This window comes from Streptomyces griseoviridis, from assembly GCF_005222485.1.
In the GTDB taxonomy this organism is placed as follows: domain Bacteria; phylum Actinomycetota; class Actinomycetes; order Streptomycetales; family Streptomycetaceae; genus Streptomyces; species Streptomyces hintoniae.
This window is the reverse complement of record NZ_CP029078.1, coordinates 3054089-3077763: the sequence shown is the minus strand read 5'-3', so window position 1 is coordinate 3077763 and position 23675 is coordinate 3054089. Positions and strand designations below refer to the sequence as shown.

General features: G+C 71.3%; 21 protein-coding genes and 1 tRNA gene. 20 read left to right on the top strand and 2 right to left on the bottom strand.

Going from position 1 to position 23675, the window contains the following annotated elements:
* Positions 1-144: 144 nt before the first annotated feature.
* From rplU to DDJ31_RS12710, 8 genes are all read left to right on the top strand, one after another.
* On the top strand, positions 145-465 hold the full coding sequence (gene rplU, locus DDJ31_RS12745; RefSeq protein WP_093828637.1) for a 50S ribosomal protein L21: 321 nt from the start codon (positions 145-147) through the stop codon (positions 463-465).
* Positions 466-479: 14 nt separating this feature from the next.
* Positions 480-734, top strand: a complete 255-nt coding sequence (gene rpmA / locus DDJ31_RS12740) for a 50S ribosomal protein L27 (protein WP_010041940.1) — start codon at positions 480-482, stop codon at positions 732-734.
* 119 nt (positions 735-853) lie between these two features.
* The gene (gene obgE / locus DDJ31_RS12735) at positions 854-2290 is read left to right on the top strand and encodes a GTPase ObgE (protein ID WP_127180152.1); all 1437 of its coding nucleotides are present in this window, start codon (positions 854-856) and stop codon (positions 2288-2290) included.
* A 316-nt stretch (positions 2291-2606) separates the two neighbouring features.
* The gene (locus DDJ31_RS12730) at positions 2607-4157 is read left to right on the top strand and encodes an alkaline phosphatase D family protein (protein ID WP_127180153.1); all 1551 of its coding nucleotides are present in this window, start codon (positions 2607-2609) and stop codon (positions 4155-4157) included.
* Positions 4158-4241: 84 nt separating this feature from the next.
* Positions 4242-5432 carry a hypothetical protein gene (locus DDJ31_RS12725; RefSeq protein ID WP_127180154.1) on the top strand — a complete coding sequence of 397 codons (1191 nt, stop codon included), beginning with the start codon at positions 4242-4244 and terminating at the stop codon, positions 5430-5432.
* Positions 5433-5616: 184 nt separating this feature from the next.
* A complete protein-coding gene (locus tag DDJ31_RS12720) occupies positions 5617-7113 on the top strand; it encodes a bifunctional cytidylyltransferase/SDR family oxidoreductase (RefSeq protein ID WP_127180155.1) in 1497 nt (498 codons plus the stop codon).
* Between the two features lie 160 nt (positions 7114-7273).
* Positions 7274-9391, top strand: a complete 2118-nt coding sequence (locus DDJ31_RS12715) for a hypothetical protein (protein WP_127180156.1) — start codon at positions 7274-7276, stop codon at positions 9389-9391.
* Between the two features lie 273 nt (positions 9392-9664).
* A complete protein-coding gene (locus DDJ31_RS12710; RefSeq protein WP_127180157.1) occupies positions 9665-10885 on the top strand; it encodes a glycosyltransferase family 2 protein in 1221 nt (406 codons plus the stop codon).
* Between the two features lie 47 nt (positions 10886-10932).
* Here DDJ31_RS12710 and DDJ31_RS12705 read toward each other — a convergent pair whose 3' ends face one another.
* On the bottom strand, positions 10933-12351 hold the full coding sequence (locus DDJ31_RS12705) for a polysaccharide pyruvyl transferase family protein (RefSeq protein WP_127180158.1): 1419 nt from the start codon (positions 12349-12351) through the stop codon (positions 10933-10935).
* A 232-nt stretch (positions 12352-12583) separates the two neighbouring features.
* Here DDJ31_RS12705 and proB point away from each other — a divergent pair, with 232 nt between their 5' ends.
* From proB to DDJ31_RS12680, 5 genes are all read left to right on the top strand, one after another.
* Entirely contained in the window at positions 12584-13687 is a 1104-nt protein-coding gene (gene proB / locus DDJ31_RS12700; protein WP_127180159.1) for a glutamate 5-kinase, read from the top strand.
* A gap of 164 nt (positions 13688-13851) precedes the next feature.
* The gene (locus DDJ31_RS12695) at positions 13852-14316 is read left to right on the top strand and encodes a hypothetical protein (protein WP_171480818.1); all 465 of its coding nucleotides are present in this window, start codon (positions 13852-13854) and stop codon (positions 14314-14316) included.
* Positions 14317-14397: 81 nt separating this feature from the next.
* Positions 14398-15684, top strand: a complete 1287-nt coding sequence (locus DDJ31_RS12690) for a glutamate-5-semialdehyde dehydrogenase (RefSeq protein ID WP_127180160.1) — start codon at positions 14398-14400, stop codon at positions 15682-15684.
* A 52-nt stretch (positions 15685-15736) separates the two neighbouring features.
* Entirely contained in the window at positions 15737-16390 is a 654-nt protein-coding gene (locus tag DDJ31_RS12685) for a hypothetical protein (RefSeq protein ID WP_127180161.1), read from the top strand.
* A 78-nt stretch (positions 16391-16468) separates the two neighbouring features.
* On the top strand, positions 16469-17539 hold the full coding sequence (locus DDJ31_RS12680; RefSeq protein ID WP_127180162.1) for a hypothetical protein: 1071 nt from the start codon (positions 16469-16471) through the stop codon (positions 17537-17539).
* A gap of 128 nt (positions 17540-17667) precedes the next feature.
* Here DDJ31_RS12680 and DDJ31_RS12675 read toward each other — a convergent pair whose 3' ends face one another.
* On the bottom strand, positions 17668-18801 hold the full coding sequence (locus DDJ31_RS12675) for a M48 family metallopeptidase (protein WP_127180163.1): 1134 nt from the start codon (positions 18799-18801) through the stop codon (positions 17668-17670).
* Positions 18802-18903: 102 nt separating this feature from the next.
* On the opposite strand from DDJ31_RS12675, the gene DDJ31_RS12670 reads away from it, so the two are divergent.
* The 7 genes from DDJ31_RS12670 to DDJ31_RS12640 all read left to right on the top strand — a co-directional run bounded on the left by DDJ31_RS12670 (position 18904) and on the right by DDJ31_RS12640 (position 23501).
* Positions 18904-19059, top strand: a complete 156-nt coding sequence (locus DDJ31_RS12670; protein WP_164784979.1) for a hypothetical protein — start codon at positions 18904-18906, stop codon at positions 19057-19059.
* Positions 19060-19376: 317 nt separating this feature from the next.
* Positions 19377-19544, top strand: a complete 168-nt coding sequence (locus tag DDJ31_RS12665) for a hypothetical protein (RefSeq protein ID WP_164784980.1) — start codon at positions 19377-19379, stop codon at positions 19542-19544.
* A gap of 58 nt (positions 19545-19602) precedes the next feature.
* On the top strand, positions 19603-20298 hold the full coding sequence (nadD, locus tag DDJ31_RS12660) for a nicotinate-nucleotide adenylyltransferase (RefSeq protein WP_127180164.1): 696 nt from the start codon (positions 19603-19605) through the stop codon (positions 20296-20298).
* Between the two features lie 16 nt (positions 20299-20314).
* Positions 20315-22063, top strand: a complete 1749-nt coding sequence (locus DDJ31_RS12655; RefSeq protein ID WP_127180165.1) for an LCP family protein — start codon at positions 20315-20317, stop codon at positions 22061-22063.
* A 156-nt stretch (positions 22064-22219) separates the two neighbouring features.
* Positions 22220-22663 carry a ribosome silencing factor gene (rsfS, locus tag DDJ31_RS12650; protein WP_127180166.1) on the top strand — a complete coding sequence of 148 codons (444 nt, stop codon included), beginning with the start codon at positions 22220-22222 and terminating at the stop codon, positions 22661-22663.
* The gene (locus DDJ31_RS12645; protein ID WP_127180167.1) at positions 22663-23334 is read left to right on the top strand and encodes a histidine phosphatase family protein; all 672 of its coding nucleotides are present in this window, start codon (positions 22663-22665) and stop codon (positions 23332-23334) included. The genes rsfS and DDJ31_RS12645 overlap by 1 nt, the downstream gene beginning before the upstream one ends.
* A gap of 94 nt (positions 23335-23428) precedes the next feature.
* A tRNA-Ala gene (locus DDJ31_RS12640) sits at positions 23429-23501 on the top strand.
* Positions 23502-23675 lie beyond the last annotated feature (174 nt).

Genomic DNA, 23675 nt, shown 5'->3' with positions numbered 1-23675 from the left:
GCGTGTCCGCGGATAAGGGCACGTCACATCCCCGTAAACCTTCTTCCTCCCGGGTGCTCCGGCGGCCGGGAGAGGTCGTCCGTGTTTCGTGCCGGTTCGGCTGGCCTGCGGGGGTGCCGTATCTCCGAGTGAAAGAGAGTCCGCGTGTACGCCATCGTGCGCAGCGGTGGTCGCCAGCACAAGGTTGCTGTCGGCGACATCGTTGAGGTTGACAAGATTTCCACCGCCAAGGTCGGCGACACGGTCGAGCTCTCGACCCTGCTCGTTGTGGACGGCGACGCCGTGACCAGCGACCCGTGGGTCCTGGACGGCATCAAGGTCACGGCTGAGATCGTGGACCACCACAAGGGCCAGAAGATCGACATTCTGCGCTACAAGAACAAGACCGGCTACCGCCGTCGTCAGGGCCACCGCCAGCAGTACACGGCGATCAAGGTCACGGCGATCCCCACGGCTGCGAAGTAAGGGACTGAGGAGACATGGCACACAAGAAGGGCGCATCGTCCACCCGGAACGGTCGCGACTCCAATGCCCAGCGGCTCGGTGTGAAGCGCTTCGGCGGTCAGGTCGTCAACGCGGGTGAGATCCTGGTCCGTCAGCGTGGCACGCACTTCCACCCGGGCGCCGGCGTCGGCCGTGGCGGCGACGACACGCTGTTCGCGCTGCAGGCCGGTTCGGTGCAGTTCGGCACCCACCGTGGCCGCAAGGTCGTGAACATCGTTCCGGTCGCCTGACCCGAGCGAGTCGATCTCACGCTTCCGCGAGGCGGACCTCACTTCCCGGGCGGGAAGGCGGGTCCGCCTTTCGCGTGTTGACATAGGAAACACCCCTGATTTTCTGGAGGCACTGAACCATGACCACCTTCGTGGACCGCGTCGAACTTCACGTCGCCGCGGGTAACGGAGGCCACGGCTGTGCCTCCGTCCACCGAGAGAAGTTCAAGCCGCTCGGTGGCCCCGACGGCGGGAACGGCGGCCGGGGCGGCGATGTCATCCTCACCGTCGACCAGTCCGTGACCACCCTGCTCGACTACCACCACTCCCCGCACCGCAAGGCGACCGCGGGCAAGCCGGGCGAGGGCGGCAACCGCTCGGGCAAGGACGGCCAGGACCTGGTCCTGCCGGTCCCGGACGGCACCGTCATCATGGACAAGGCCGGCAACGTCCTCGCCGACCTGGTCGGCCACGGCACCTCGTACGTCGCCGCGCAGGGCGGCCGGGGCGGCCTCGGCAACGCGGCGCTCGCCTCGGCCCGCCGCAAGGCGCCCGGCTTCGCGCTGCTCGGTGAGCCCGGGGACCTCCAGGACATCGTCCTGGAGCTGAAGACCGTCGCCGACGTGGCGCTGGTCGGCTACCCGAGTGCGGGCAAGTCCTCGCTGATCTCGGTGCTCAGCGCGGCCAAGCCGAAGATCGCCGACTACCCGTTCACCACCCTGGTGCCCAACCTCGGGGTGGTCACCGCGGGCGGCGCCGTCTACACGATCGCCGACGTGCCGGGGCTCATCCCGGGCGCCAGCCAGGGCAAGGGCCTCGGCCTTGAGTTCCTGCGGCACGTGGAGCGGTGCAGCGTGCTGGTGCACGTGCTGGACACGGCGACGCTGGAGTCCGAGCGCGACCCGGTCTCCGACCTCGACATCATCGAGGAGGAGCTGCGGCAGTACGGCGGGCTCGGCGACCGGCCGCGGATCGTCGTCCTCAACAAGATCGACGTGACCGACGGGCGCGACCTCGCGGAGATGGTCCGGCCCGAGCTCGAGGAGCGCGGCTACCGGGTCTTCGAGGTGTCGGCCGTCGCCCATCTCGGGCTGCGGGAGCTGTCGTTCGCGCTCGCCGAGATGGTCGGCAAGGCGCGCGCGGCCAAGCCGAAGGAGGAGGCGACCCGGATCGTCATCCGCCCCAAGGCGGTCGACGACGCCGGTTTCGCCGTCTCGCAGGAGGAGGAGGGCCTGTTCCGGGTCCGCGGCGAGAAGCCCGAACGCTGGGTGCGCCAGACCGACTTCAGCAACGACGAGGCGGTCGGCTACCTCGCCGACCGGCTCAACCGCCTCGGTGTGGAGGAGGCGTTGATGAAGGCCGGTGCCCGCTCGGGCGACGGCGTCGCCATCGGCCCCGAGGAGAACGCCGTGGTGTTCGACTGGGAGCCGTCGATGATGTCGGGCGCCGAGATGCTCGGCCGCCGCGGTGAGGACCACCGCTTCGAGGCGCCGCGTCCCGCCGCCGTCAGGCGCCGCGACCGGCAGGCCGAACGGGACGAGTCCCAGGAGGAGTTCGACGGCTTCGAGCCGTTCTGACGCCACCCGCTCACGACGACGGCGCGTCACCCAGGCCCGTGCGGGGCCGGGTGGCGCGCCGTCGTCATGAGCGCCCACCTGCCCGCACGGCGGCCCGATGGCATCCGGCGGTGCCTTGTCGCGGTGGTGTCGCCGCCGGGGCCGACCGGTGTGTTCCGGCAAGATCACGTATGTCGTGATGGTGCCCGTGGCGCGACGGGTCTTCTGTTGTCTTCCTATTTGTCATGCACGCGAAGGGTGGGGTTCAGAGCGCCGACCGCCCTGCTGCGTGAGCCTTCACATGTCCAAGAGGCCAGCGAGGCAAGGGAGTTCGCCGATGACCGGAACCAGCTCGCCCGACCGACGCCGCTTTCTGACCGCGGGAGCCGCCGTGCTCGGCGCCACCGCCGCCGCACAGCTGTGGCTGCCGGCCGCCGCCCGCGCGGCCGACACCCCGCTCCCGGAGAACGTCTTCGCCCTCGGCATCGCCTCCGGTGACCCGCTCCCCGACGGCATCGTCCTGTGGACCAGGCTCGCCCCCGACCCGCTGAACGGCGGCGGCATGCCCGACGCGACCGTGCCCGTCGGATGGGAGATCGCCGAGGACGAGCACTTCCGCAGAGTCGCCCGCCGGGGCGTCGCCCAGGCCCGCCCCGAGTACGGCCACAGCGTCCACGCCGACGTCCGCGGGCTCAGGCCGGGCCGCGTCTACTGGTACCGCTTCCGGGCCGGCGGCCGCATCTCCCCGGTCGGCCGCACCCGCACCGCCCCGCACCGCCACGCCACCGGCGGCTCCCTGCGCGTCGCCCTCGCCTCCTGCCAGAACTGGCAGCACGGCTACTTCACCCCGTACGCCGACATGCTGGCCCAGGACCCCGACGTCGTCCTCTTCGTCGGCGACTACATCTACGAGTCGACGCCGTCCTCCGCGGGCCCCCGCCGCCACGAGGGCACCGGCGAGCCGGTCACCCTGGAGCAGTACCGCAACCGGTACGCCCAGTACCGCGCCGACCCCGACCTCGCCGCCATGCACGCCAACGCCCCCTGGGTGGTCACCTTCGACGACCACGAGGTCGACAACGACTGGGCGGGCGAGGTCCCGCAGGACCCGGCCAAGCAGCCCCACGACGCGTTCGTGGCCCGGCTGACGGCGGCCTTCCAGGCGTACTACGAGCACATGCCGGTCCGCGCCACCGCCGTGCCCGACGGACCGCACATCCAGATGTACCGCCGCCTGGAGTTCGGCCGCCTCGCCCGCCTCAACGTCCTGGACACCCGGCAGTTCCGCACCGACCAGGCCACCGGCCAGGACGGCGCCCAGGACCCGGCGATGACCATGCTCGGCGCCCGCCAGAAGCGGTGGCTGCTCGACGGACTGCACCACTCGCCGGCCCGCTGGAACCTCGTCGCCTCCCAGATCATGATGGCCGAGACCGACCTGCTGCCCGGCGAGGGCAAGCTCTGGTACTACGACGCCTGGGACGGCTACCAGGCCGAACGCAACGCCCTGCTGCGGGAGTTCCGGGAGATCCGCAACCCCGTCGTGCTCAGCGGCGACCGGCACCTGACGATGATCAGCGACCTCAAGGAGGACTTCGCCGACCCCGACTCCGACGTCGTCGGCGCCGAGTTCGTCGGCACCTCCGTCTCCAGCAGCGGCGACCAGGACCAAGCCGCCTTCCACGCCCAGTGGGACCCGCTGAAGGCCGACAACCCGCACTGGAAGGTCATCGACGCCCACCGCGGCTACCACCTCTTCGACATCCGCCGCGACGCCGTCGACGCACAGGTGCGCGTCGTCGACACCGTGGTGCGCCCGCAGGCCACCGCGAGCACCCTGAGCCGGCTGCGGGTGGAGAACGGCAGGCCGGGCGTCCACGAGGTGTGAACCGGAGCCCGGCACCTGGGACTCATCCGGGTCCCAGGTCTTTCTCAGCCGGGTCTCAGGGCGTTCTCCTACCGTCCCTTGACCATGGAGACGGACTGTACGAGAGACGACGCCCGCGTGAACGGGCTCCCGCCGCTGCCCGCCGGCACCCGGCTGCTGCACATCGGCCCGCACAAGACCGGGACCACCTCGATCCAGGGCGCCCTGTTCGCCGCGCGCGACCGGCTCCCCGAGCACGGCGTGGAGTTCCCCGCCCGCACCAGGCACCCGATGGAAGCCGCCCTGGCCGCCTGTGCCAGGCCCGCCATGATGGGCGACGCCACCCCCACCGAACGGCACTGGACCCGGCTGCTGCGCCAGGTCGACGCCACCGGCCGGCGCACCTCGGTGGTCAGCAGCGAGTTCTTCGCCGACGCCGAGGACGACGCGACCGTCGCCCGGATCGTCGAGCAGCTCGGCGGGGAGCGGGTGCACGTGCTGGTCACGCTGCGCCCGCTGGCCAGGATCATGCCCTCGCAGTGGCAGCAGTACGTGCAGAACGGGCTGCGCATGGGCTACCAGGACTGGCTTGAGCACATGCTCCGCAAGGCCCCCTACGACAAGCCCAACCCCAGCTTCTGGCGACGCCACCGGCACGACCGGCTGGTCGAGCGCTGGGCCCGCGCGGTCGGCCCCGAGCGGGTCACCGTCGTCGTGGTCGACGACAGCGACCGGGGCGGGCTGCTGCGCACCTTCGAGACGCTCCTCGGACTGCCCGCCGGACTCCTCCAGCCCGTTCCCGACGCCGCGAATCGCTCCCTGACACTCGCCGAGACCGAAATGCTGCGGAATCTTAATAAGGAATTCCGCGGCAATGGACTTCCCGACGAGCTGTATTCCACACTCGTCCGCAACGGCGCCGTCATGCATATGAAGAACGCGTGCAGCCCGGCCCCCGACGACGTACGCATCAGCACGCCCGGCTGGGCCCTGGAGTCCGCCGCCCGGATCGGCGCCCGGACGGCCGACCGCATCACCGGTCTGGGCGTGCGGGTGCTCGGCGATCCCGCCCTGCTCTCCGCCGTGCCGCCCGAGCCCGCCCGGCAGCCGCCCGCCGAGCCCCGGGTGGCCCCCGAGGTCGCCGCCCAGGCGCTGTACGGGGTGCTCGCGGCGGCCGCCGCGGCGCCGGTCAGGCACACCGCGGAGGCCAAGGCGCGGACGGTGCACCAGACGGCGTCCAGGGAACTCGTGAAGGTGCTCGGCCACCGCTGCCTCAAGAAGTTGCGGCGGCGCTGACGGCCCTGTGCGGTTACTCACAGCGAGCGGACCGTCGTTCCCGAAGCGGTCCGCCCGGCCACCAGCAGGGCGAGGTGAATGCCAGATGGCGCGCACATTTGCGACGGGCGGCGCTCACCTTGCACTGCGGTAACCGCAAGTGGGACCATTTCCCCGTTCCCTGTCGCCCCAAGGTAGGTCGTCTGTGTCCCAGCACATAGCCAAGCCCCGTACCACCGCAGTGATCCTGGCCGGTGGCACCGGCCAGCGGGTGGGTCTTTCGATCCCCAAGCAGCTGCTGAAGATCGCCGGCAAGGCAGTCATCGAGCACACGCTCACCACCTTCGAGCGTGCCGACTCGATCGACGACATCATCGTGCTGATGGCGCCCGGCTATGTGCCGGACGTCGAGAAGATCGTCGCCAAGGCCGGGTTCACCAAGGTCAGGAAGGTCATCGAGGGCGGCGCCACCCGCAACGAGACCACCGAGCGCGCCATCGAGGCGCTGCGCGAGGGCCTGGCCGAGGGCGAGGACCGCAACGTCCTGTTCCACGACGCCGTGCGCCCCCTGCTCTCGCAGCGCGTCATCGACGACTGCGTGGCCGCCCTGGAGCGCTACGAGGCGGTGGACGTCGCCATCCCGTCCGCGGACACCATCATCGTGACCCGCACCCACGGCCAGGACGGCGAGTTCATCACCGAGATCCCCGACCGCTCCCGGCTGCGCCGCGGCCAGACCCCGCAGGCGTTCAAGCTCTCCACCATCCGCCGCGCCTACGACGTGGCCGCGGGCGACCCGAACTTCCAGGCCACCGACGACTGCTCGGTCGTCCTCAAGTACCTGCCCGACGTGCCGATCCACGTCGTCGCGGGCGACGAGTACAACATGAAGGTCACCCAGCCGGTCGACGTCTTCATCGCCGACAAGCTGTTCCAGCTGGCCTCCACCGCCGCCCCCGAGCAGGTCGACGAGGCCGCCTACCGCGAGCTGCTCGGCGGCAAGACCGTCGTGATCTTCGGCGGCTCCTACGGCATCGGCAAGGACATCGCCGAACTCGCCGAGTCCTTCGGCGCCGCCGTGTACGCGCTCGGCCGCTCCACCACCGGCACCCACGTCGAGAACCCGGAGGAGGTCGACGACGCGCTGTCCAAGGCGTACGGCGAGACCGGGCGCATCGACTACGTCGTCAACACCGCGGGCGTGCTGCGCATCGGCAGGCTCGCCGAGACCGACAACGCCACCATCGAAGAGGCGCTCAAGGTCAACTACCTCGCGCCGGTCCAGATCGCCCGGTCGGCCTACAAGTACCTCGTCGAGACCAAGGGCCAGCTGCTGCTCTACACCTCCAGCAGCTACACCCGCGGCCGCGCCGAGTACAGCCTCTACTCCTCGACCAAGGCCGCCATGGTCAACCTGACCCAGGCCCTCTCCGACGAGTGGGCGGGCGAGGGCATCCGGGTCAACTGCATCAACCCGGAGCGCACCGCCACGCCCATGCGCACCAAGGCCTTCGGGCAGGAGCCCAGCGGCAGCCTGCTCTCCTCCGAGGCGGTCGCCCGCACCTCCCTCGACGTCCTGCTGTCCGAGCTGACCGGCCACGTCATCGACGTCCGCCAGCAGGACCCCACGGCGGGCGCGGCCAAGGCCAACGGCTTCGAGCAGGCCCTGGCCTCCGTGCTGGACCGTCAGGACGGCGTGTAATATTCACCTAATTAGTCTTCATCGGTAATTCAGGCCTCTGAGATTGCTCGTACACCGGGCGTTCGCAGGGGCCTGAATCCGTACACCTGGTGAATTAACACAAACCCTGCGCACTTCAGAACAAAACCGGCACTCCTCCCCTCCCAGAGCAGGTTTCTCCGTGATATCCACCGCTATTCGCGTCGCCCGGGTGGGCAGCGCGGCCGAGCTGGCCGCGGCGGCGCTCATGATGCTGGGCTACCCGGCCCTCATGCTGGCCGCGCTCGTCCCGAGCGTGTACGCCTTCGCGGCCGCGGCCGCCGTGACATACCTGGCGGACCACTATCTGCACCGCAAGGGCAGCTACCTGGTCAACCGGCTCAGCAAGGTCAGGGCCGGCCTGTCGATCCGCTTCCTGATCCGACAGCTCCTGCTGATCCTGCTGCTCGCCCGGCTGTCCCTCGCGGACAACCTGATCTACTACGGCGCCGTCGCCTGCTTCATCGCCTTCTACGGGCTCCAGGCCCCGCAGGGCGCCCTGGTCGCGCTGATCCGCAACCGCCGCCGGATGCCGGTCGCCACCCGCAACGTCGACCTGAAGTCCCGCATCCGCATCCCGGACGCCCCGCCGCGCGCCCTGCTGAACCGCTCGGCCGAGAAGATGCTCCACCTCGACCTCGCGGCCGTCGCGGGCATCCTGGTCTCCGCCGCGATCGACTCGTCCGTGCCCGGCTTCGTCGGCATCGGCGTCACCCTCGTCCTCGGCCTGCTCTACGTCCTCGCGCTCACCCGCTACCTGCGCGGCCGGAAGATACCGCCGAACGCGGAGAAGGTCCTGGACGCCGTCGACGACTGGCTGCGCGGCTACCGCCCCGAGACGGTGCTGTACTTCTCCGGCTCCAAGGACTCCGCCTACCAGGTCAACATGTGGCTGGAGACGATGGAGCAGCTGGACACCCGGCCGCTGGTCATCCTGCGCGAGCGGGTCATCCTGGCCAACATGGCGCCGACCACCGTCCCGGTGATCTGCGTGCCGGGCGGCGTCCACCTGATGAACATGGACCTGTCGACCGTGCGGGTCGCCCTGTACGCGGCGAACGTCGGCAAGAACATCCACCTGCTGCGCGTGCCCACCATGAAGCACGTCTTCATCGGCCACGGCGACAGCGACAAGCTCGCCAGCGTCAACCCGTACAGCAAGGCGTACGACGAGGTGTGGACCGCGGGCCGGGCCGGACGCGACCGATACGCCATAGCGGACGTCGGCGTCCGCGACGACGACATCGTCGAGGTCGGCCGCCCGCAGCTGGCGCCGATCGAGGGCCGCCGCGCCGTCCCCGAGGGCCGGATGCCGACCGTGCTGTACGCGCCCACCTGGGAGGGCTGGGACGGCAACCCCGGCAACACCTCGCTGGTGCTGGCCGGTGAGAACATCGTCACGAAGTTGATCAAGGCCGAACCGCCGGTCCGCGTCCTGTACAAGCCGCACCCCTTCACCGGCACCGTCAGCGCCGAGGCGGGCGCCGCCCACCGGCGGGTGACGGCCCTCGTCGAGAAGGCCGCCGCCGAGCGCGCCGCCGACCCGCGCTTCACCGCCGACGCCGCCGGCCGGGCACGCGCCAAGGCCGACCTGACCCGGATCGAGGCCCGCCTCGCGGAGCTGTCAGGCGCGGTCGGCGACAAGCGCGACGAGGCCGAGGCCAGCCGGGACGGCGTCGTCGACCTGGCACGGCACACGGAGGTCGCCCGGCTGCGCGCCGAGTGGAACGACGCCTACTGGCGCTCCTGCGGGGACTTCGAGCACCGCGTCATCGACGGCGCCGACCCGCGCCTGTACGACTGCTTCAACGTCTCCGACGCGATGGTCTCCGACATCTCGAGCGTCGTCTCCGACTTCATCGCCAGCGGCAAGCCGTACGCCGTCACCGACTCCGCCGAGCTGGGCGTCGAGGAGTTCAAGCGGCAGAACACCGCGGTGCGCGCCGCGGTGATCCTCTCCAACAGCGCCGCCGAACTGGGCGAGTTCCTGGCCGCGGTGCGCGACCCGGCCGCCGATCCGCTGGCCGGGGGCCGGAGGGAGCTGAAGCGGTATCTGCTCGGTCCCGACGAGCCCACCTCCATCGAGCAGTTCAACACCGCGGTGGCGGACCTCGCGCTGAAGGCCGAGACCCGCAACCTGGGCCAGGAGTCGCGGGCCGCCGCGGCCGGGACGCCCGGCGCGGACGAGTTGTCGGACGCCCTGTCGCCCGCGCAGCCCGCGCCGCCGACCGGCGAGGCGGACGGCGCCACCACCCGCTGACCGTCCCCACCCGCACCACGGAAAGGGCGCGGTCCCCGAGGTCAACTCCTCGGGGACCGCGCCCTTTCCGTCGTGCGCTTTTTTGTCGTGCGCTCACCGTCGTTCTTACCCGGGACCCCTAACGTTCGCGCCTACCGGCGAAAGAGCTCGGCCAATCCTGTGACCTGAGTCACGGTTTCCTGTTAAGGAAGCAACCGGCTTCCACGCGGACCCGTCTACCAGGTAGCCGAACCTGACCATTCGGGAGAAATGTTCTGTGAACAAGGGGGAAACGTGACCGTGACGCAGCCTGATGTGAGCGTCGTCATCGGGGCGTACGAGGCCATGCCCTACCTGGTGGAGTGTCTTGCGTCGGTGGAGGCGCAGACCCTCGACCCGGCCCGCCTGGAGGTCGTCGCGGTGGACGACGGCTCCACCGACGGCTCCGGGGAGTACCTGGAGAAGTTCGCGGCACGCACGCCCTTCCCGGTCACCGTGATCAGACAGGCCAACTCCGGCGGCCCCAGCGGCCCGCGCAACGTCGGCCTCGCCAAGGCCACCGGCCGCTACGTCTTCTTCCTCGACGCCGACGACCGGCTCGGCCCCGAGGCGCTCGAACGGATGGTCGCGATGGCCGACCGCAACAACACCGACGTGGTCCTGGGCCGGATCGAGGGCATCAACCGCAACCCGCCCAAGTCGATGTGGCACAAGACGCTGGAGCGCACCGACGTCCACTCCTCCAACATCAAGTTCACGCTCAGCGCCCAGAAGCTGTTCCGGCACGCCTTCCTCACCCGGCACGGCATGCGCTTCGACGAGTCCCTGTGGACCGGCGAGGACGCCCTGTTCACCATGGAGGCGTATCTGCGGGCCGACGGCGTCTCGGTGCTCGCCGACTACACCTGCTACTACCTGGTGGGCCGCGAGGACGGCAAGCACGTCACCAAGAGCGGGAGTTACACCCTGCGCTTCGACTCGGCGCGGGTCCTGATGAAGCTGATCGCCGACCTGGTGCCCCCGGGCGAGCGCCGCGACGCCCTGATGATCCGCCCCTTCCTCGTCACCCTGCTCCCGCAGTTCGGCCCCCGCTTCCTCAAGGACGGCGAGGAGGTGCGCGCCCGCAAGCTCGAACTGGCGAAGCCGCTCATGGACCGGTACTGGGGCGACGGCGTCGCGCGCCGGCTCAAGGTGGAGGAGCGGCTGCGGCTGCACCTGGTGGCCGTGCAGCGCCCCGAACTCCTCGCGGACGTGGTGAAGTTCGTCAAGGACAAGAAGCAGGCCGCGGCCCTCCTGGAGAAGCGCGGCACCCGCGTCTACCTGGTCTACCCGCACTTCAGGGACCGGGCCGCCGGCATCCCCGACGCCGTCTACCTGGCCGGGCCGCGCGAGGCCCGCGGCTTCCACGGCTACCGGGAGAACTCGCCGCGCACCTTCGCCCGCCGGGTGCTGCGCAAGGCCCGCAGGATCCTCACCTCCCGTGCCGCGGCGGGGGGAACGCCGGCCGTGCTGTGACGCACGGCGGCCGGCACCCCACGGTGCCGGCCGGGGGTTCGCCGCCGCTACTGGCGGCCGCTCTGGAAGGCGCGGCGGATCGGGCGGCCCACCACGCGGCGGGCCCGCCGGTACACCGACGTCGACGAGGCCGACGTCGGCGACGCCGGGGAGGCCGCGTTCTTCGACGTCCACGCCTTGGCCGTACCGCGCTCCAGGTCCCGTCTCAACTGGGCGTTGTCCAGGGACAGTTCGGTTATCCGGCTCTGGAGCCAGCCGAACCGGGAGGTGAGCGAGGCGAGGTCGGCCTCGTTCCAGGGGGCCACGCCGGCGGGGAAGTCGAGGCCGCGCAGCCTCGCCTCGAAGGCGGCACCCGAGTCGCCGTGCGTGAAGGTGTTCTCCAGGCCGTTGCGGTCGAGGAACGCCGTGAACCGCTCGAAGCGCTCCGCGTGGCCGCCGGTCAGACCGCTGAGGTCGGCCTCCGCGTACAGGGCGGCCGGGTCGAGGTCGCCCGCCACCTTGTCGATCCTGCGGTGCGGTATCTCGAAGTACCGGCACAGTTCGAGGGTGCGCGAGTCGCCGCACAGCACCGTGGCCGGGGTGCCCGCGAGCAGCGCGGCGATGTTGCCGTGGATGCGCGAGCCGTAGGAGAAGTCGAAGTCGCGCAGGTCGTCGATCCAGGTGACCGGGTCGATGTAGACGCGGACCTTGTCCTCGCGGTACATCGGGTGGTCGGGGTGGGTCGGCATCGCGGTCACGGCGGCGTTCGGGTGGGAGAGGTCCCGCCAGTGCAACTGCCGCGCGTCGCTGAGGTTCTGGCCGATGAACCGCAGGCGCGGGTAGCGGGCGTGGGCGTACCTGACCACCTGGTCGAGGCCCTGCTTCTCCATCGCGCCGTGCGAGCCGTTGACCGCGATCCGCGAGTCGGCGGTCAGTTCGGGCCGCCGCTTGGCGACGGCGAGGTCCTTGCCGTACATGAACAGCGACGGGCAGCCGATCACGTCGACGTCCTGGAAGCCGAGGCCCTTGAGGTACGTCTCGGTGAACTCGCCCCGCACGCCGATGGACGCGCTGCGGTCGAGGACCGCGGAGACGAACGCGCGCACCGACGCCTCCATCGGCTTCAGCCGCGCCGGGTTGTAGTTCAGCCCGGCCTGCGCGCCGACGCCGACCACCACGACCGGGATCCGCAGCCGCGAGATCAGCCGGGTCAGCCGCTTCAACTGCGGTTCGAAGGACGGCCTGAACGCGTTCGCCAGCGGCACGACGAAGACGTCGTACTCCTCGTTGATGCGCCCCGCCGCCGCCACATCGGTGCGGATGCCGTTCGAGACGACCTCGGTACCGGGCGTCTGGAGGATCTTGTGGGTGGCGTCGCTGAAGATCAGGTTGCCTGAGTTGGTGGCGATCACGTCCTGGTGGAGTGCCTCCTCCAGCGGCACGACGTCGAACGGACTCTTACCGGAGCGGAGAAGGATGCGCTGCACGCGGGAAACTGTAGACGGCACGGAGTTCAGAATAAATTTGTTTGGTCTTTAATTTCTATGAGCAACCAACGCAACCTTTTGACCGTATGCGGACCGTAAGGTTCCCGTCACCGGGAGCGTGTCCGGAAGGTGGACCGACGCGCGCGACGCGGCCCCGTTCGCGTAGATTGCCGCACGGGCCGTGGGACCTACGCGAGGGGCAGCGAGCAAGGTGGCAGGGGCAAGGCAGGCCGTGAACGAGGCCCGCAGGATCGTCGTCAAAGTGGGCTCCTCCTCGCTGACCACCGCGGCCGGCGGCCTGGACGCCGACCGGGTCGACGCCCTCGTCGACGCCCTCGCCAAGAGCCGCGGCGGCGAGAAGGAGATCGTCCTGGTCTCCTCGGGCGCCATCGCCGCCGGACTCGCCCCGCTCGGGCTGCGCCGCCGCCCCCGCGACCTGGCCCGCCAGCAGGCCGCCGCCTCCGTCGGCCAGGGCCTGCTGGTCGCCCGCTACACCGCCTCCTTCGCCCGCTACGGCGTCCGCGTCGGCCAGGTCCTGCTGACCAGCGACGACATGAGCCGCCGCACCCACCACCGCAACGCCTCCCGCACCCTCGACAAGCTCCTGGCGATGGGCGCCCTCCCGATCGTCAACGAGAACGACACCGTCGCCACCGACGAGATCCGCTTCGGCGACAACGACCGCCTCGCCGCCCTCGTCGCCCACCTCGTCCACGCCGACCTGCTGGTCCTCCTCTCCGACGTGGACGGCGTCTACGACGGCGACCCCAGCAGGCCCGGCACCTCGCGGCTGGCGGAGGTCCGCCGCCCCGAGGACCTCGCGCACGTGGAGATCGGCAGCGCGGGCAAGGCGGGCGTCGGCACCGGCGGCATGGTCACCAAGGTCGAGGCCGCCAGGATCGCCGCAGCGGCCGGCATCCCCGTCGTGCTGACCAGCGCCGTCCACGCCGCCGACGCCCTCACCGGCGGCGACACCGGCACCTACTTCCACCCCGCGGGCAAACGCTCCGCCGACCGGCTGCTCTGGCTCCAGCACGCCTCCACCCCGCAGGGCGCGATCACCCTCGACGACGGCGCGGTCCTGGCCGTCGTCGAACGCCGCACCTCGCTGCTGCCCGCGGGCATCGCCGGCGTCGAGGGCGACTTCACCGCCGGCGACCCGGTGGAACTGCGCGACACCGAAGGGCACGCGGTCGCCCGCGGACTGGTCAACTTCGACGCCAAGGAGATCCCCCGGCTGATCGGCCGCTCGACCCGGGAACTGGCGCGCGAACTCGGCCCCGCCTACGAGCGCGAGGTCGTCCACCGGGACGACCTGGTGATCCTCCAGCCCTGACGGCACCGGCCCGGCCGAAAACGGGGTGAACGCCCCGCAAAACGGGCCGCTGTGAGGTGGACGTTCCGCAAAACCGCCCCACGAGCCCGTGCGGCCTGCTCAACTTTGTCTCAGGGACAGGACAGGTCCGCCGCACGGCGGACCACCGCGAGAAGGAGGCCGTCGTGAGACGAGTGCGCCCAGGGGCGGTGCCCCGCAGCGGCGCCGAAGGCGCCTCCCGGGCGGCGGGCGAGGAACGCGCCCTGACCAGCGTCGCGGCCGGTGACCGGTACGAGGAGCCCGAGGAACTGCCCCGGCTGTGGCACGTCACCCTCAGCGTCTCCGGCCCGGAGGCCCCGCTCAAGGAGGTCAGGCGCGGTCTCGAACAGCTCGCCCACGACCACCCGTTCCTGCTCACCAGCCGCTACGCCAACGACCACGCGGAGATCCGCTACTGGGAGGAGGCCCGCGACCTCCACGACGCGGCCGCCGTCGCGCTGCGCCTGTGGGGCGAGCACCGCCAGACCTCCCGGCTGCCGCCCTGGGAGATCGTCGGCCTCGAGGTCATCGACCGCGAGACCTACCACCAGCGGATCGCCGAGGGATACGGCCCGCCGCCCGCCACCTCGGTCGGCATCCACCCTTTCTGACCCCTCTTGGCCCCCGCGAAACCCGTCTCGGGGTGTGGAACGTCCACGGGACGCATCCGTCCGGAGCACTACCCTTCGGACATGACCACGCTCTCGCCGTACGACTCCCTGACCCCGGTCACCCGGGCCGCCTACCGCGCCAAGGCCGCCGCCGCCGACCTCGCCCCGCTGCCGCGCGCGGTCAAGGACGACGCGCTGCTGGCCATCGCGGACGCCCTGGAGGTCAGGACGGGCGAGATCGTCGAGGCCAACGCCCAGGACGTCGCCAAGGCACGGGCCGCGGGCACCAGCGACTCCGTCGTCGACCGCCTCACCCTCACCCCGGAACGGGTCCGCGCCATCGCCTCCGACGTACGGGACGTCGTCGCCCTGCCCGACCCGGTCGGCGAGGTCGTCCGCGGCTCCACCCTCCCCAACGGCATCGACCTGCGGCAGGTCCGCGTCCCGCTCGGCGTCGTCGGCATCATCTACGAGGCCCGCCCCAACGTCACCGTCGACGCCGCCGCCCTCTGCCTGAAGTCCGGCAACGCGGTCCTGCTGCGCGGCTCCGCCTCCGCCTACGCCTCGAACACCGCTCTCGTCCGGGTGATCCGGGACGCCGTCGGCGGCGCCGGACTGCCCGCCGACGCCGTCCAACTGGTGCCGGGGGAGAGCCGCGAGAGCGTCCGCGAACTGATGCGCGCCCGCGGCCTCGTCGACGTCCTCATCCCGCGCGGCGGCGCCGCGCTGATCCGCACCGTGGTCGGCGAGTCCACCGTCCCCGTCATCGAGACCGGCACCGGCAACTGCCACGTCTACGTCGACGCCCACGCCGACCTCGACATGGCCGTCGAGATCCTCATCAACTCCAAGGCCCACCGGGTCAGCGTCTGCAACGCCGCCGAGACCCTCCTGGTCCACCAGGACATCGCCGCCGCGTTCCTGCCGCGCGCCCTCGACGCGCTCGCCGACGCCGGCGTGACCGTGCACGCCGACGAGCGGGTGCTCGCCCACGCCGAGTCCTCCAGGGCCACCGTCGTCGAGGCGACCCCGGAGGACTGGGAGACCGAGTACCTCTCCCACGACATCGCCGCCGCCGTCGTCGACTCCCTCGACAAGGCCGTCGAGCACATCAGGCTCTGGACCTCGGGGCACACCGAGGCCATCGTCACCACCTCGCAGCAGGCCGCCCGCCGCTTCACCCAGTTGGTCGACTCCACCACGGTCGCCGTCAACGCCTCCACCCGCTTCACCGACGGCGGCCAGTTCGGCTTCGGCGCCGAGATCGGCATCTCCACCCAGAAGCTGCACGCCCGCGGACCGATGGGCCTGCCGGAGCTGACCAGCACCAAGTACATCGTCACCGGCGACGGACACATCAGGCACTGACGCCACACCCGAGGGGAATCCGTCCCGGTCCTCGGTCGAATTTCCCTGCCGCCTGCCCAAATCGACCCCCCAGGTCTACTCTGGAACCGTGCCGGAGGACGTGGGGGGCACGCCGTCCTCCGACGGCTGGGACCCTGACGACGACCAGGACCGCGGGGTGTCGGACGAAGAGTTCGCCTCCGTGGTCTTCGACGAGGCGTTCGTCAAGGCGGCCGCGGTGCACGAGCCGACCGCCGTCGAACGCCTGCTGGCCGCCGCCCGCGCCCGAGCCGAGGCCACCGAGGCGGAGGCCCGCCGCGCCGCCCGCCGCCGCGGCGAACCCCACCAGGACGGCGACCGAGGCCGCCGCTCCCGCCCCGGCCGCGACCGCGACACCCCTCACGACCTTGACGACCCCGACGACCCTGACGACTTCGACGACGAGGGCGACGGCCGCCACGGCGCCGAAGGCCGCTACGGCGGCCACGGGTTCTTCGGCAAGAAGGTCCGCTGGCACCGCCCGGTCGCCTGGCTGCTCGCCCTCGTGATGGGCGTCGGCATGATCGCGCTGGCCTTCGCCGCCGTCTACCGGGGCGGCTCCTCGGGCCGTCAGGACCAGGTGCCCGCGCCCGCCGCCACCGGACTCGAACAGGGCGGCGTGCTGGTGCCCTCCGTCGCCGCCGACCACTCGGGCCCCGCCCTGTCGGTGATCCCGCACACCCCGTGACGACCCAGGTGAGAACCTGTCAGAAGTTGTCCGGCGGCCACGCGTTTACCCGAGCGCCCTGAGACCTACTCTGAAGATATGGGCGGGCCCGCGAACCCCCCGGAGGGGACACCCGAGGGCATCCCCGGGGGTGGTGAGGACGAATACCGATCCGTCGTCTTCGACGAGTCGTTCGTCCGCGCTGCCCGCCTCCAGGAATTCTCCGCCCAGGAACGCGTCGGCGACCACGCGCCCGCCGTCCGCCGCCGCCCCCCGCTGCACCGCGGCCTCTCCCGGCAGGCCCTCGTCCTCGTCACCCTCATCGCGGTGGCCTTCGGGACCGCGATCTACATGGGCATCCGCCACCCCTACCAGTCGTCCACCGCGGCCCTGCCCGTCGAGTCCCCGCGGCTGACCGTCATCCCGCTCGCCCCGACCGGCAAGGTCCCCGGCGCGGCCGACCCCGAGTACCTGTACGCGCACAGCCCGGCCGCCGGGTTCGCCATCGGCGCCGAGGGCATCCCGCTGCCCGCCGTCCGGCGCACCGCGCACTTCTCGGACAGCCAGGTGGTGGCCGCCCTCACCACCGCCAAGGACTACATCGTGCGCTCCTCCCTCTACCCCGAGGTGATCGGCGGCGAGGACGTACGGCCGGTGCGGGTCATGCTCGACTCCCGGCAGCTCGACCAGTTCGACGCGAGCTTCGACCACCCGGCGTCCGACGGACGGCACACCCCCACCGGCTGGCTGGTCCGCCTCGACACCACCGAGTCCCGGCTCGCCGACCGCCGGATCCGGGTCAGGGGCACCCTGCGGGCCGACGAGACCGACGCGGCCACCCTGGAGGTCGTCGCCGACCACACCTTCGTCTACGCGCTGCGGCCCGCCGGAGCCGACGCCGAGGCCGCCGCCTCGCTCCTCACCGTCCGGCGCGAACTGCGCTTCCGGTTCGACCGCGACGACCTGCGGCTGCGCCAGGCCCAGCTGGTCGTCTCCTCCGTGCAGGCAGGGCCGCTCTCCTGCGGGACCGACACCGCGAACCGGCTGCGCCCGCTGCTGGCCGGCCAGACGGCCCGCGCGGGCGGCCCGGCCGGCACCGACCCGTACGCCGCGGGCAACCCGACGGCCCTGTGCGGGACACTGGCGGCGGACGCCCAGCCGAAGATCTGAGACCGCCCCGGCCGACATCGGCCGGCCGGGGAAGGGGCGGGCGCGGTGAGCCCCCGAAGAGCGATCCGGGAACACCCGCGCGCCGCCCGGGGGATGCCCCGCGACGGCCGGGTCGGCCGCCCCGGCGGTCAGTCCGTCGCGGAGCCGTTCGCCCCGGGTCCCTCCCTCGGCGGTTCGTCCTTCGACGGCCCGTCCGTGGAGCCGCCGCCCGCCGGGGACGAACCCGTGAACCCGCCGAAGCCGCGGCGGACCCGGCCGCCCAGGTCGCCCGCGCCGCCCGCGAGGTCCGAGACCAGCTTCATCAGCGGGTCCTTGGAGTTCTTCACGTTGGTCGCGTAGCTCGCCGCCGACTCACGGAAGGAGTCGGCCACCGAGGTGTCCTTGTCCTCGTCGCGACGCGGATAGTGGCCGTCCGTGATCCGCTGGTGGTCCCGGCTCGCCGCCCACTTCTTCAGCTCGGCCGCGCGGACCGTGGTGAAGGGGTGCGACCTCGGCATCACGTTCAGGATCTTCAGGACCGAGTCGCGCAGGTCGCCGCCCGCCTCGTACTCCTCGGCCTGCGCCAGGAACGCGTCCACGTTCATCTCGTGCAGGTGGTTGCCGCCCGCGATCTTCATCAGGCCGCGCATCGACGCCTGGAGGTCCTGGCCGACCAGCAGACCCGCCCGGTCCGCGGACAGCTCCGACTTGCGGAACCACTCGCGCAGCGCGGTGATGATCGCCATGATCGCCAGGTTGCCCAGCGGGATCCAGGCGACCCGGAGGGCCAGGCTGGTCAGGAACAGCAGGATCGTGCGGTACACGGAGTGCCCGGACAGGGCGTGGCCCACCTCGTGGCCGACCACCGCCCGCATCTCCTCCTCGTCGAGCAGCTCGACCAGGCCGGTGGTGACGACGATGATCGGCTCGTCGAGACCGATGCACATCGCGTTCGGCTGCGGGTCCTGGTTCACGTACATCGGGGGGACCTTCTCCAGGTCCAGGATGTAGCAGGCGTCCCGCAGCATGTCGTTGAGGTGGGCGAACTGCTGGTCGGAGACCCGGACCGAGTCCGAGAGGAACAGCAGCCGCAGACTCCGCTCGGGCAGCAGACCGCTGAGCGCCTTGAAGACGGTGTCGAAGCCGGTCAGCTTGCGCAGCGCCACCAGCGCGCTGCGGTCGGCCGGGTGTTCGTACGCGCGCGAGGAGATCCCCGGGAAGCGCCTGCGCTGCCTGCTCGGTACGTGCTCGTGCGCCTCGTGCTCGTGGCCGTCGTCGGACATGTGGTCCCCCCATGTGCGTCTGTGTGCCCAAAGTGCCCCCGAAGCGGCGCCCAGCCTAGGTGGAGATACCGTGGACGGGCAGTTCAGCGAAGGAGTCACGCCATGGCGCACAGTTCCCGGGCCGTCTGGCTCGCCCAGGCCGCCCAGCACCAGGGGTCGTCGGGCGACCTGCTGCGGGTCATTCTGATCGTGATGGTCGTGGGGTGTGCGCTCACCGGGTGGTTCCTGCTCCGCGGGTACAAACGGAACGACGACTGAGCCGACCGGAAGGTTCCCGGCGGCCCGCCCCAGTCGATCGGCGGCCTGTCCCCGGTCGACCGACGGCCGGTCCGCGGTCGGTCGGCGGCCGGTTCGCGGTCGGTCGGCGGCCGGTTCGCGGTCGGTCGGCGGCCGGTTCGCGGTCGGTCGGCGGCCGGTCCGCGGTCGCACGAAGCCGGCCGGCGGTGGTCCTGCGGTGGTCCGACGGTCCGTCCGGCGGCCTCCCGATGGCGGAGTCGGCGTGATCGCCGGGGAGGCGCCCGCTTACCATGGGCCGACGTCTTTATCCCGCCCACACCGGATAGGTCCTGCCGAAGATGAGCATCCACAGCGCCGCTGCCCAGCTGGTCACCCTCGCCGCCGAGGGCGAGGAGCACGGAGGCGGCAACCACGAGAGCCTCAACCCCCTGGTCACCGGTGGCAGCGCCTTCATCATCCTGCTGCTCCTGCTCTGGATCACCACCCGCTTCAACCGCGACCGCTGACCGTCCCCGGGCGGCTGGCAGGCGAGGTGCCCGTACCGGGCCGGTAGGGTCTGCACGCATGGGAGAGCAGGACATGCCTACCGGTCCGGCGAAGGACACGGCGAACGGCCAGGCCGACGGCGCGCGGCGACCGGCGAGCGGCCCCGCGGGCGGCCCCTCCAACCCGGGCAGGCGCCGCCTGGGTGTCATGGGCGGGACGTTCGACCCGATCCACCACGGACACCTGGTGGCCGCCAGTGAGGTCGCGGCTCAATTCGCCCTGGACGAGGTGGTGTTCGTCCCGACGGGCCAGCCGTGGCAGAAGAGTCACCGCGATGTCTCCCCGGCCGAGGACCGCTATCTGATGACGGTCATCGCGACCGCCGAGAACCCGCAGTTCTCCGTGAGCCGGATCGACATCGACCGCGGCGGCGCCACCTACACCGTCGACACCCTGCGCGATCTGCGCTCCCTCAACCCCGACGCCGACTTGTTCTTCATCACCGGCGCCGACGCCCTCGGGCAGATCCTCAGCTGGCGCGACTCGGAGGAACTGTTCTCCCTCGCGCACTTCATCGGCTGCACCCGTCCCGGCCACCAACTGACCGACCGGGGGCTCCCGGAGGGCGGTGTCTCGCTGGTCGAGGTTCCCGCGCTCGCCATCTCCTCCACAGACTGCCGTGCGAGAGTCGCCAAGGGGGACCCCGTCTGGTACCTGGTGCCCGACGGAGTCGTGCGCTATATCGACAAGCGCGAGCTGTACCGCGGCGAGTGAGCCGAGAGGGGCACCGGTGAACGACCGATACGACGCGGGCTACGGGAACGACCAGTACGAGCTGGTGGGGTACGACGAGTACGGGCAGCCGGTCTACCGGCAGGCGCAGCCCCAGCAGCCCCCGCAGCAGTACGACCCGTACGCACAGCAGCAGCAACAGCAACAGCAACATCAGGGGCAGGGGCAGGGGCAGGGGCAGCAGGGCCAACAGGCGTACGGATACGACCCGTACGCCGGCTCGGGCGGTCAGCAGGGCTACGACCCCTACGGGCAGCCCGGCACCGGGCAGCAGCCCGTCACCCCCGGCTACGACCCCTACGGGCAGCAGCCGACCTCCTACGACCCGTACGGGCAGTCCGCCTCCGCCACCGGGCGGCAGCCGCGGGTCGCCGAGCAGACCGCCTACATCCCGCAGCAGTCGGCGCCGCCCGAGTACGCCGAACAGCCCACCGAGGCACGGCAGGAGACGGCGGACGGGACCGGCCAGGCCCCCGAGCAGTTCGCGTTCGTGGAGGAGCCCGACGGCGACTCCGAGGACGTCATCGACTGGCTGAACTTCACCGAGAACCGCACCGAACGCCGCGAGGAGGCCAAGCGCAGGGCGCGCAGCCGGGTCGTCGCGCTGGTCGTCGCCCTCGCCGTGGTCGCGGCCGGCGGCGTCGGATACCTCTGGTACGCGGGCAGCCTCCCCGGCCTCTCCTCGTCGGACGCCGCGAAGGGCACCGCGACCTCCGCCGCGGCCCAGAAACGGGACGTGGTCGTCGTCCATCTGCACGACACCGGATCGGGCGCCACCTCCACCGCGCTGCTCGTCGACAACACCACCGCGCGCCAGGGCACCACCGTCCTGCTGCCCAACTCCCTCGCCCTGACCGACGGCGACGGCGGGGGCAGCACCACGCTCGCCAAGTCCGTCGACGACGACGGTTCCTCCGGCACCCGCGAGGCCCTCGACACCGTCCTCGGCACCGACATCGAGGGCACCTGGCGGCTGGACACGCCCTATCTGCAGAACCTCGTCGACCTGGTCGGCAACATCGAGGTGGACACCAACACCTCGGTGCCCGACCCGGACGCCAAGAAGAAGAACAGCGCCCCCCTCGTCCACCAGGGCAAGAGCCAGACCCTCAGCGGCAAGATGGCCGTCGCCTACGCCACCCACCGCGCCTCGGGCGAGGCCCAGAACGCCCAGCTGGAACGGTTCGGACAGGTCGTGCAGGCCATGCTCCGCAAGATCTCCTCGGACGCCCAGGCCGCCACGGTCACCGTGCAGACGCTCGCCCAGATCCTCGACCCGTCGCTGACCGACAAGGACCTCGGCGGGTTCCTCGCCAAACTCTCCGAGCTGGCCAAGGGCGGCGACTACAGGACCGCGATGCTGCCCGTCCAGAGCGACGGCACCCTCAGCACCGAGGCCAGCGCGAGCGTCGTCAAGGACGTCCTCGGCGGCAGCGCCAAGAGCCCCGAGCAGGGCTCCGCCGTCCGGGTCTCCGTGCAGAACGCCAGCGGGACCAAGGACGACACCGAGAAGGCCCGCGTGGTGCTCCTCAACGGCGGCTTCACCTTCCTCGACGGCGGCACCTCGGGCACCGCCCAGGCCACGTCCCAGGTGCTCTACACGGACGCGGAGGACAAGGACGACGCCACCGAGGTCGCCAAGACCCTGGGCCTTCCGGCCGGCGCCGTGGCCAAGGGGAAGACGGCGTCGAACGCCGACGTCACGGTCGTCCTCGGGCAGGACTACCAGCCGTCCTCGGCGTCCTAGCGGGTGACGCCGTGCCGCCGCCCCCGCCGGGCGGCGGGAAGGGCCGGACACCCCCTGGCGGGCGCCGCACCCCACGTGATCCGGATAACACGTGGGGTGGCCCCGGTGGTCCGTGAGACCCTTGGGGGTCATCGTCCGCCTACCGAAAGCCTTGTAGTGACCGCCACCGACCGCTCCATCGAGCTGATCAACACCGCCGCGCAGGCGGCCGCCGACAAGCTCGCGCACGACATCATCGCCTACGACGTCAGCGACGTCCTGTCGATCACGGACGCCTTCCTGCTGGCCTCCGCGCCCAACGACCGCCAGGTCAAGTCCATCGTCGACGAGATCGAGGAGCGCCTCTCGAAGGAGCTGGGGGTCAAGCCGGTACGCCGTGAGGGCGACCGCGAGGCCCGCTGGGTCCTGCTCGACTACGTCGACATCGTCGTCCACGTCCAGCACAGCGAGGAGCGGGTCTTCTACGCCCTCGAGCGCCTCTGGAAGGACTGCCCCGAGCTGGAGCTGCCCGCCGAGGCGAAGGCCACCCGCGGCAAGGCCGCCGAGCACGCGAAGCTGCGGGACGACGAGGAGGCGGACCGGCCGGGAGGTGAGTGGTGATGAGCGCCACCGGTGAGGTGACCTCCGGCCGTTCCGGCCGGGGTCGCCGGCTCATCCTGTGGCGCCACGGCCAGACCTCGTGGAACGTGGAGCGCCGCTTCCAGGGCACCACGGACGTCGAGCTGACCGAGACCGGCGTCGCCCAGGCCCGCAGGGCCGCCAAGCTGCTCGCCTCCCTCGCCCCCGACGCGATCGTCGCCTCCGACCTGCGGCGGGCCGCGAACACGGCCGCCGAGCTGGCCGCGCTCACCGGCCTGCGGGTCGCCCACGACGAAGGGCTGCGGGAGACCTACGCGGGCGCCTGGCAGGGGCTGAGCCACGACGAGATCATCGAGCGCCACGGCGACGAGTACGCGGCGTGGAAGCGCGGCGAACCGGTCCGCAGGGGCGGCGGCGAGCTGGAGACCGAGGTCGCCGACCGGGCCGCGCCCGTGGTGCTCGGCCACGCCGACAAGCTCCCCGACGGCGGCACCCTGGTCGTCGTCAGCCACGGCGGCACCATCCGCACCACCATCGGCCGGCTCCTCGGCCTGGAGTCGCGGCACTGGGAGAGCCTGGGCGGCCTCTCCAACTGCTGCTGGTCCGTCCTCGGCGAGGGCGGGCGCGGCTGGCGGCTCCTAGAGCACAACGCCGGCACCCTGCCCGAACCGGTCCTCGGCGACGACGACTGAAGCCCCGGTGACCTGCCCCGCACCGGATTTCACTTTCCGGCAGGTCGCAGGCTAAAGTTCTTCTTGTTCGCCCCGCCGAGCGGGAAGAACGCGAGGGGCTATAGCTCAGTTGGTAGAGCGCCTGCATGGCATGCAGGAGGTCAGGAGTTCAATTCTCCTTAGCTCCACAGGACACGATCACAAAGGATCCCGTTCCCCGTGAGGGGGGCGGGATTTTTCGTACCCGTCCCCGAGGCCTTGAGCGCTTCGAGGTCCCCAGGCGTATACCTCTTCGAGGAGACGCCCGGGGTCGGGCCGTGTCCGGACTGGTACTGAGGCGTCGCTGACCGTATTGGTCCGGC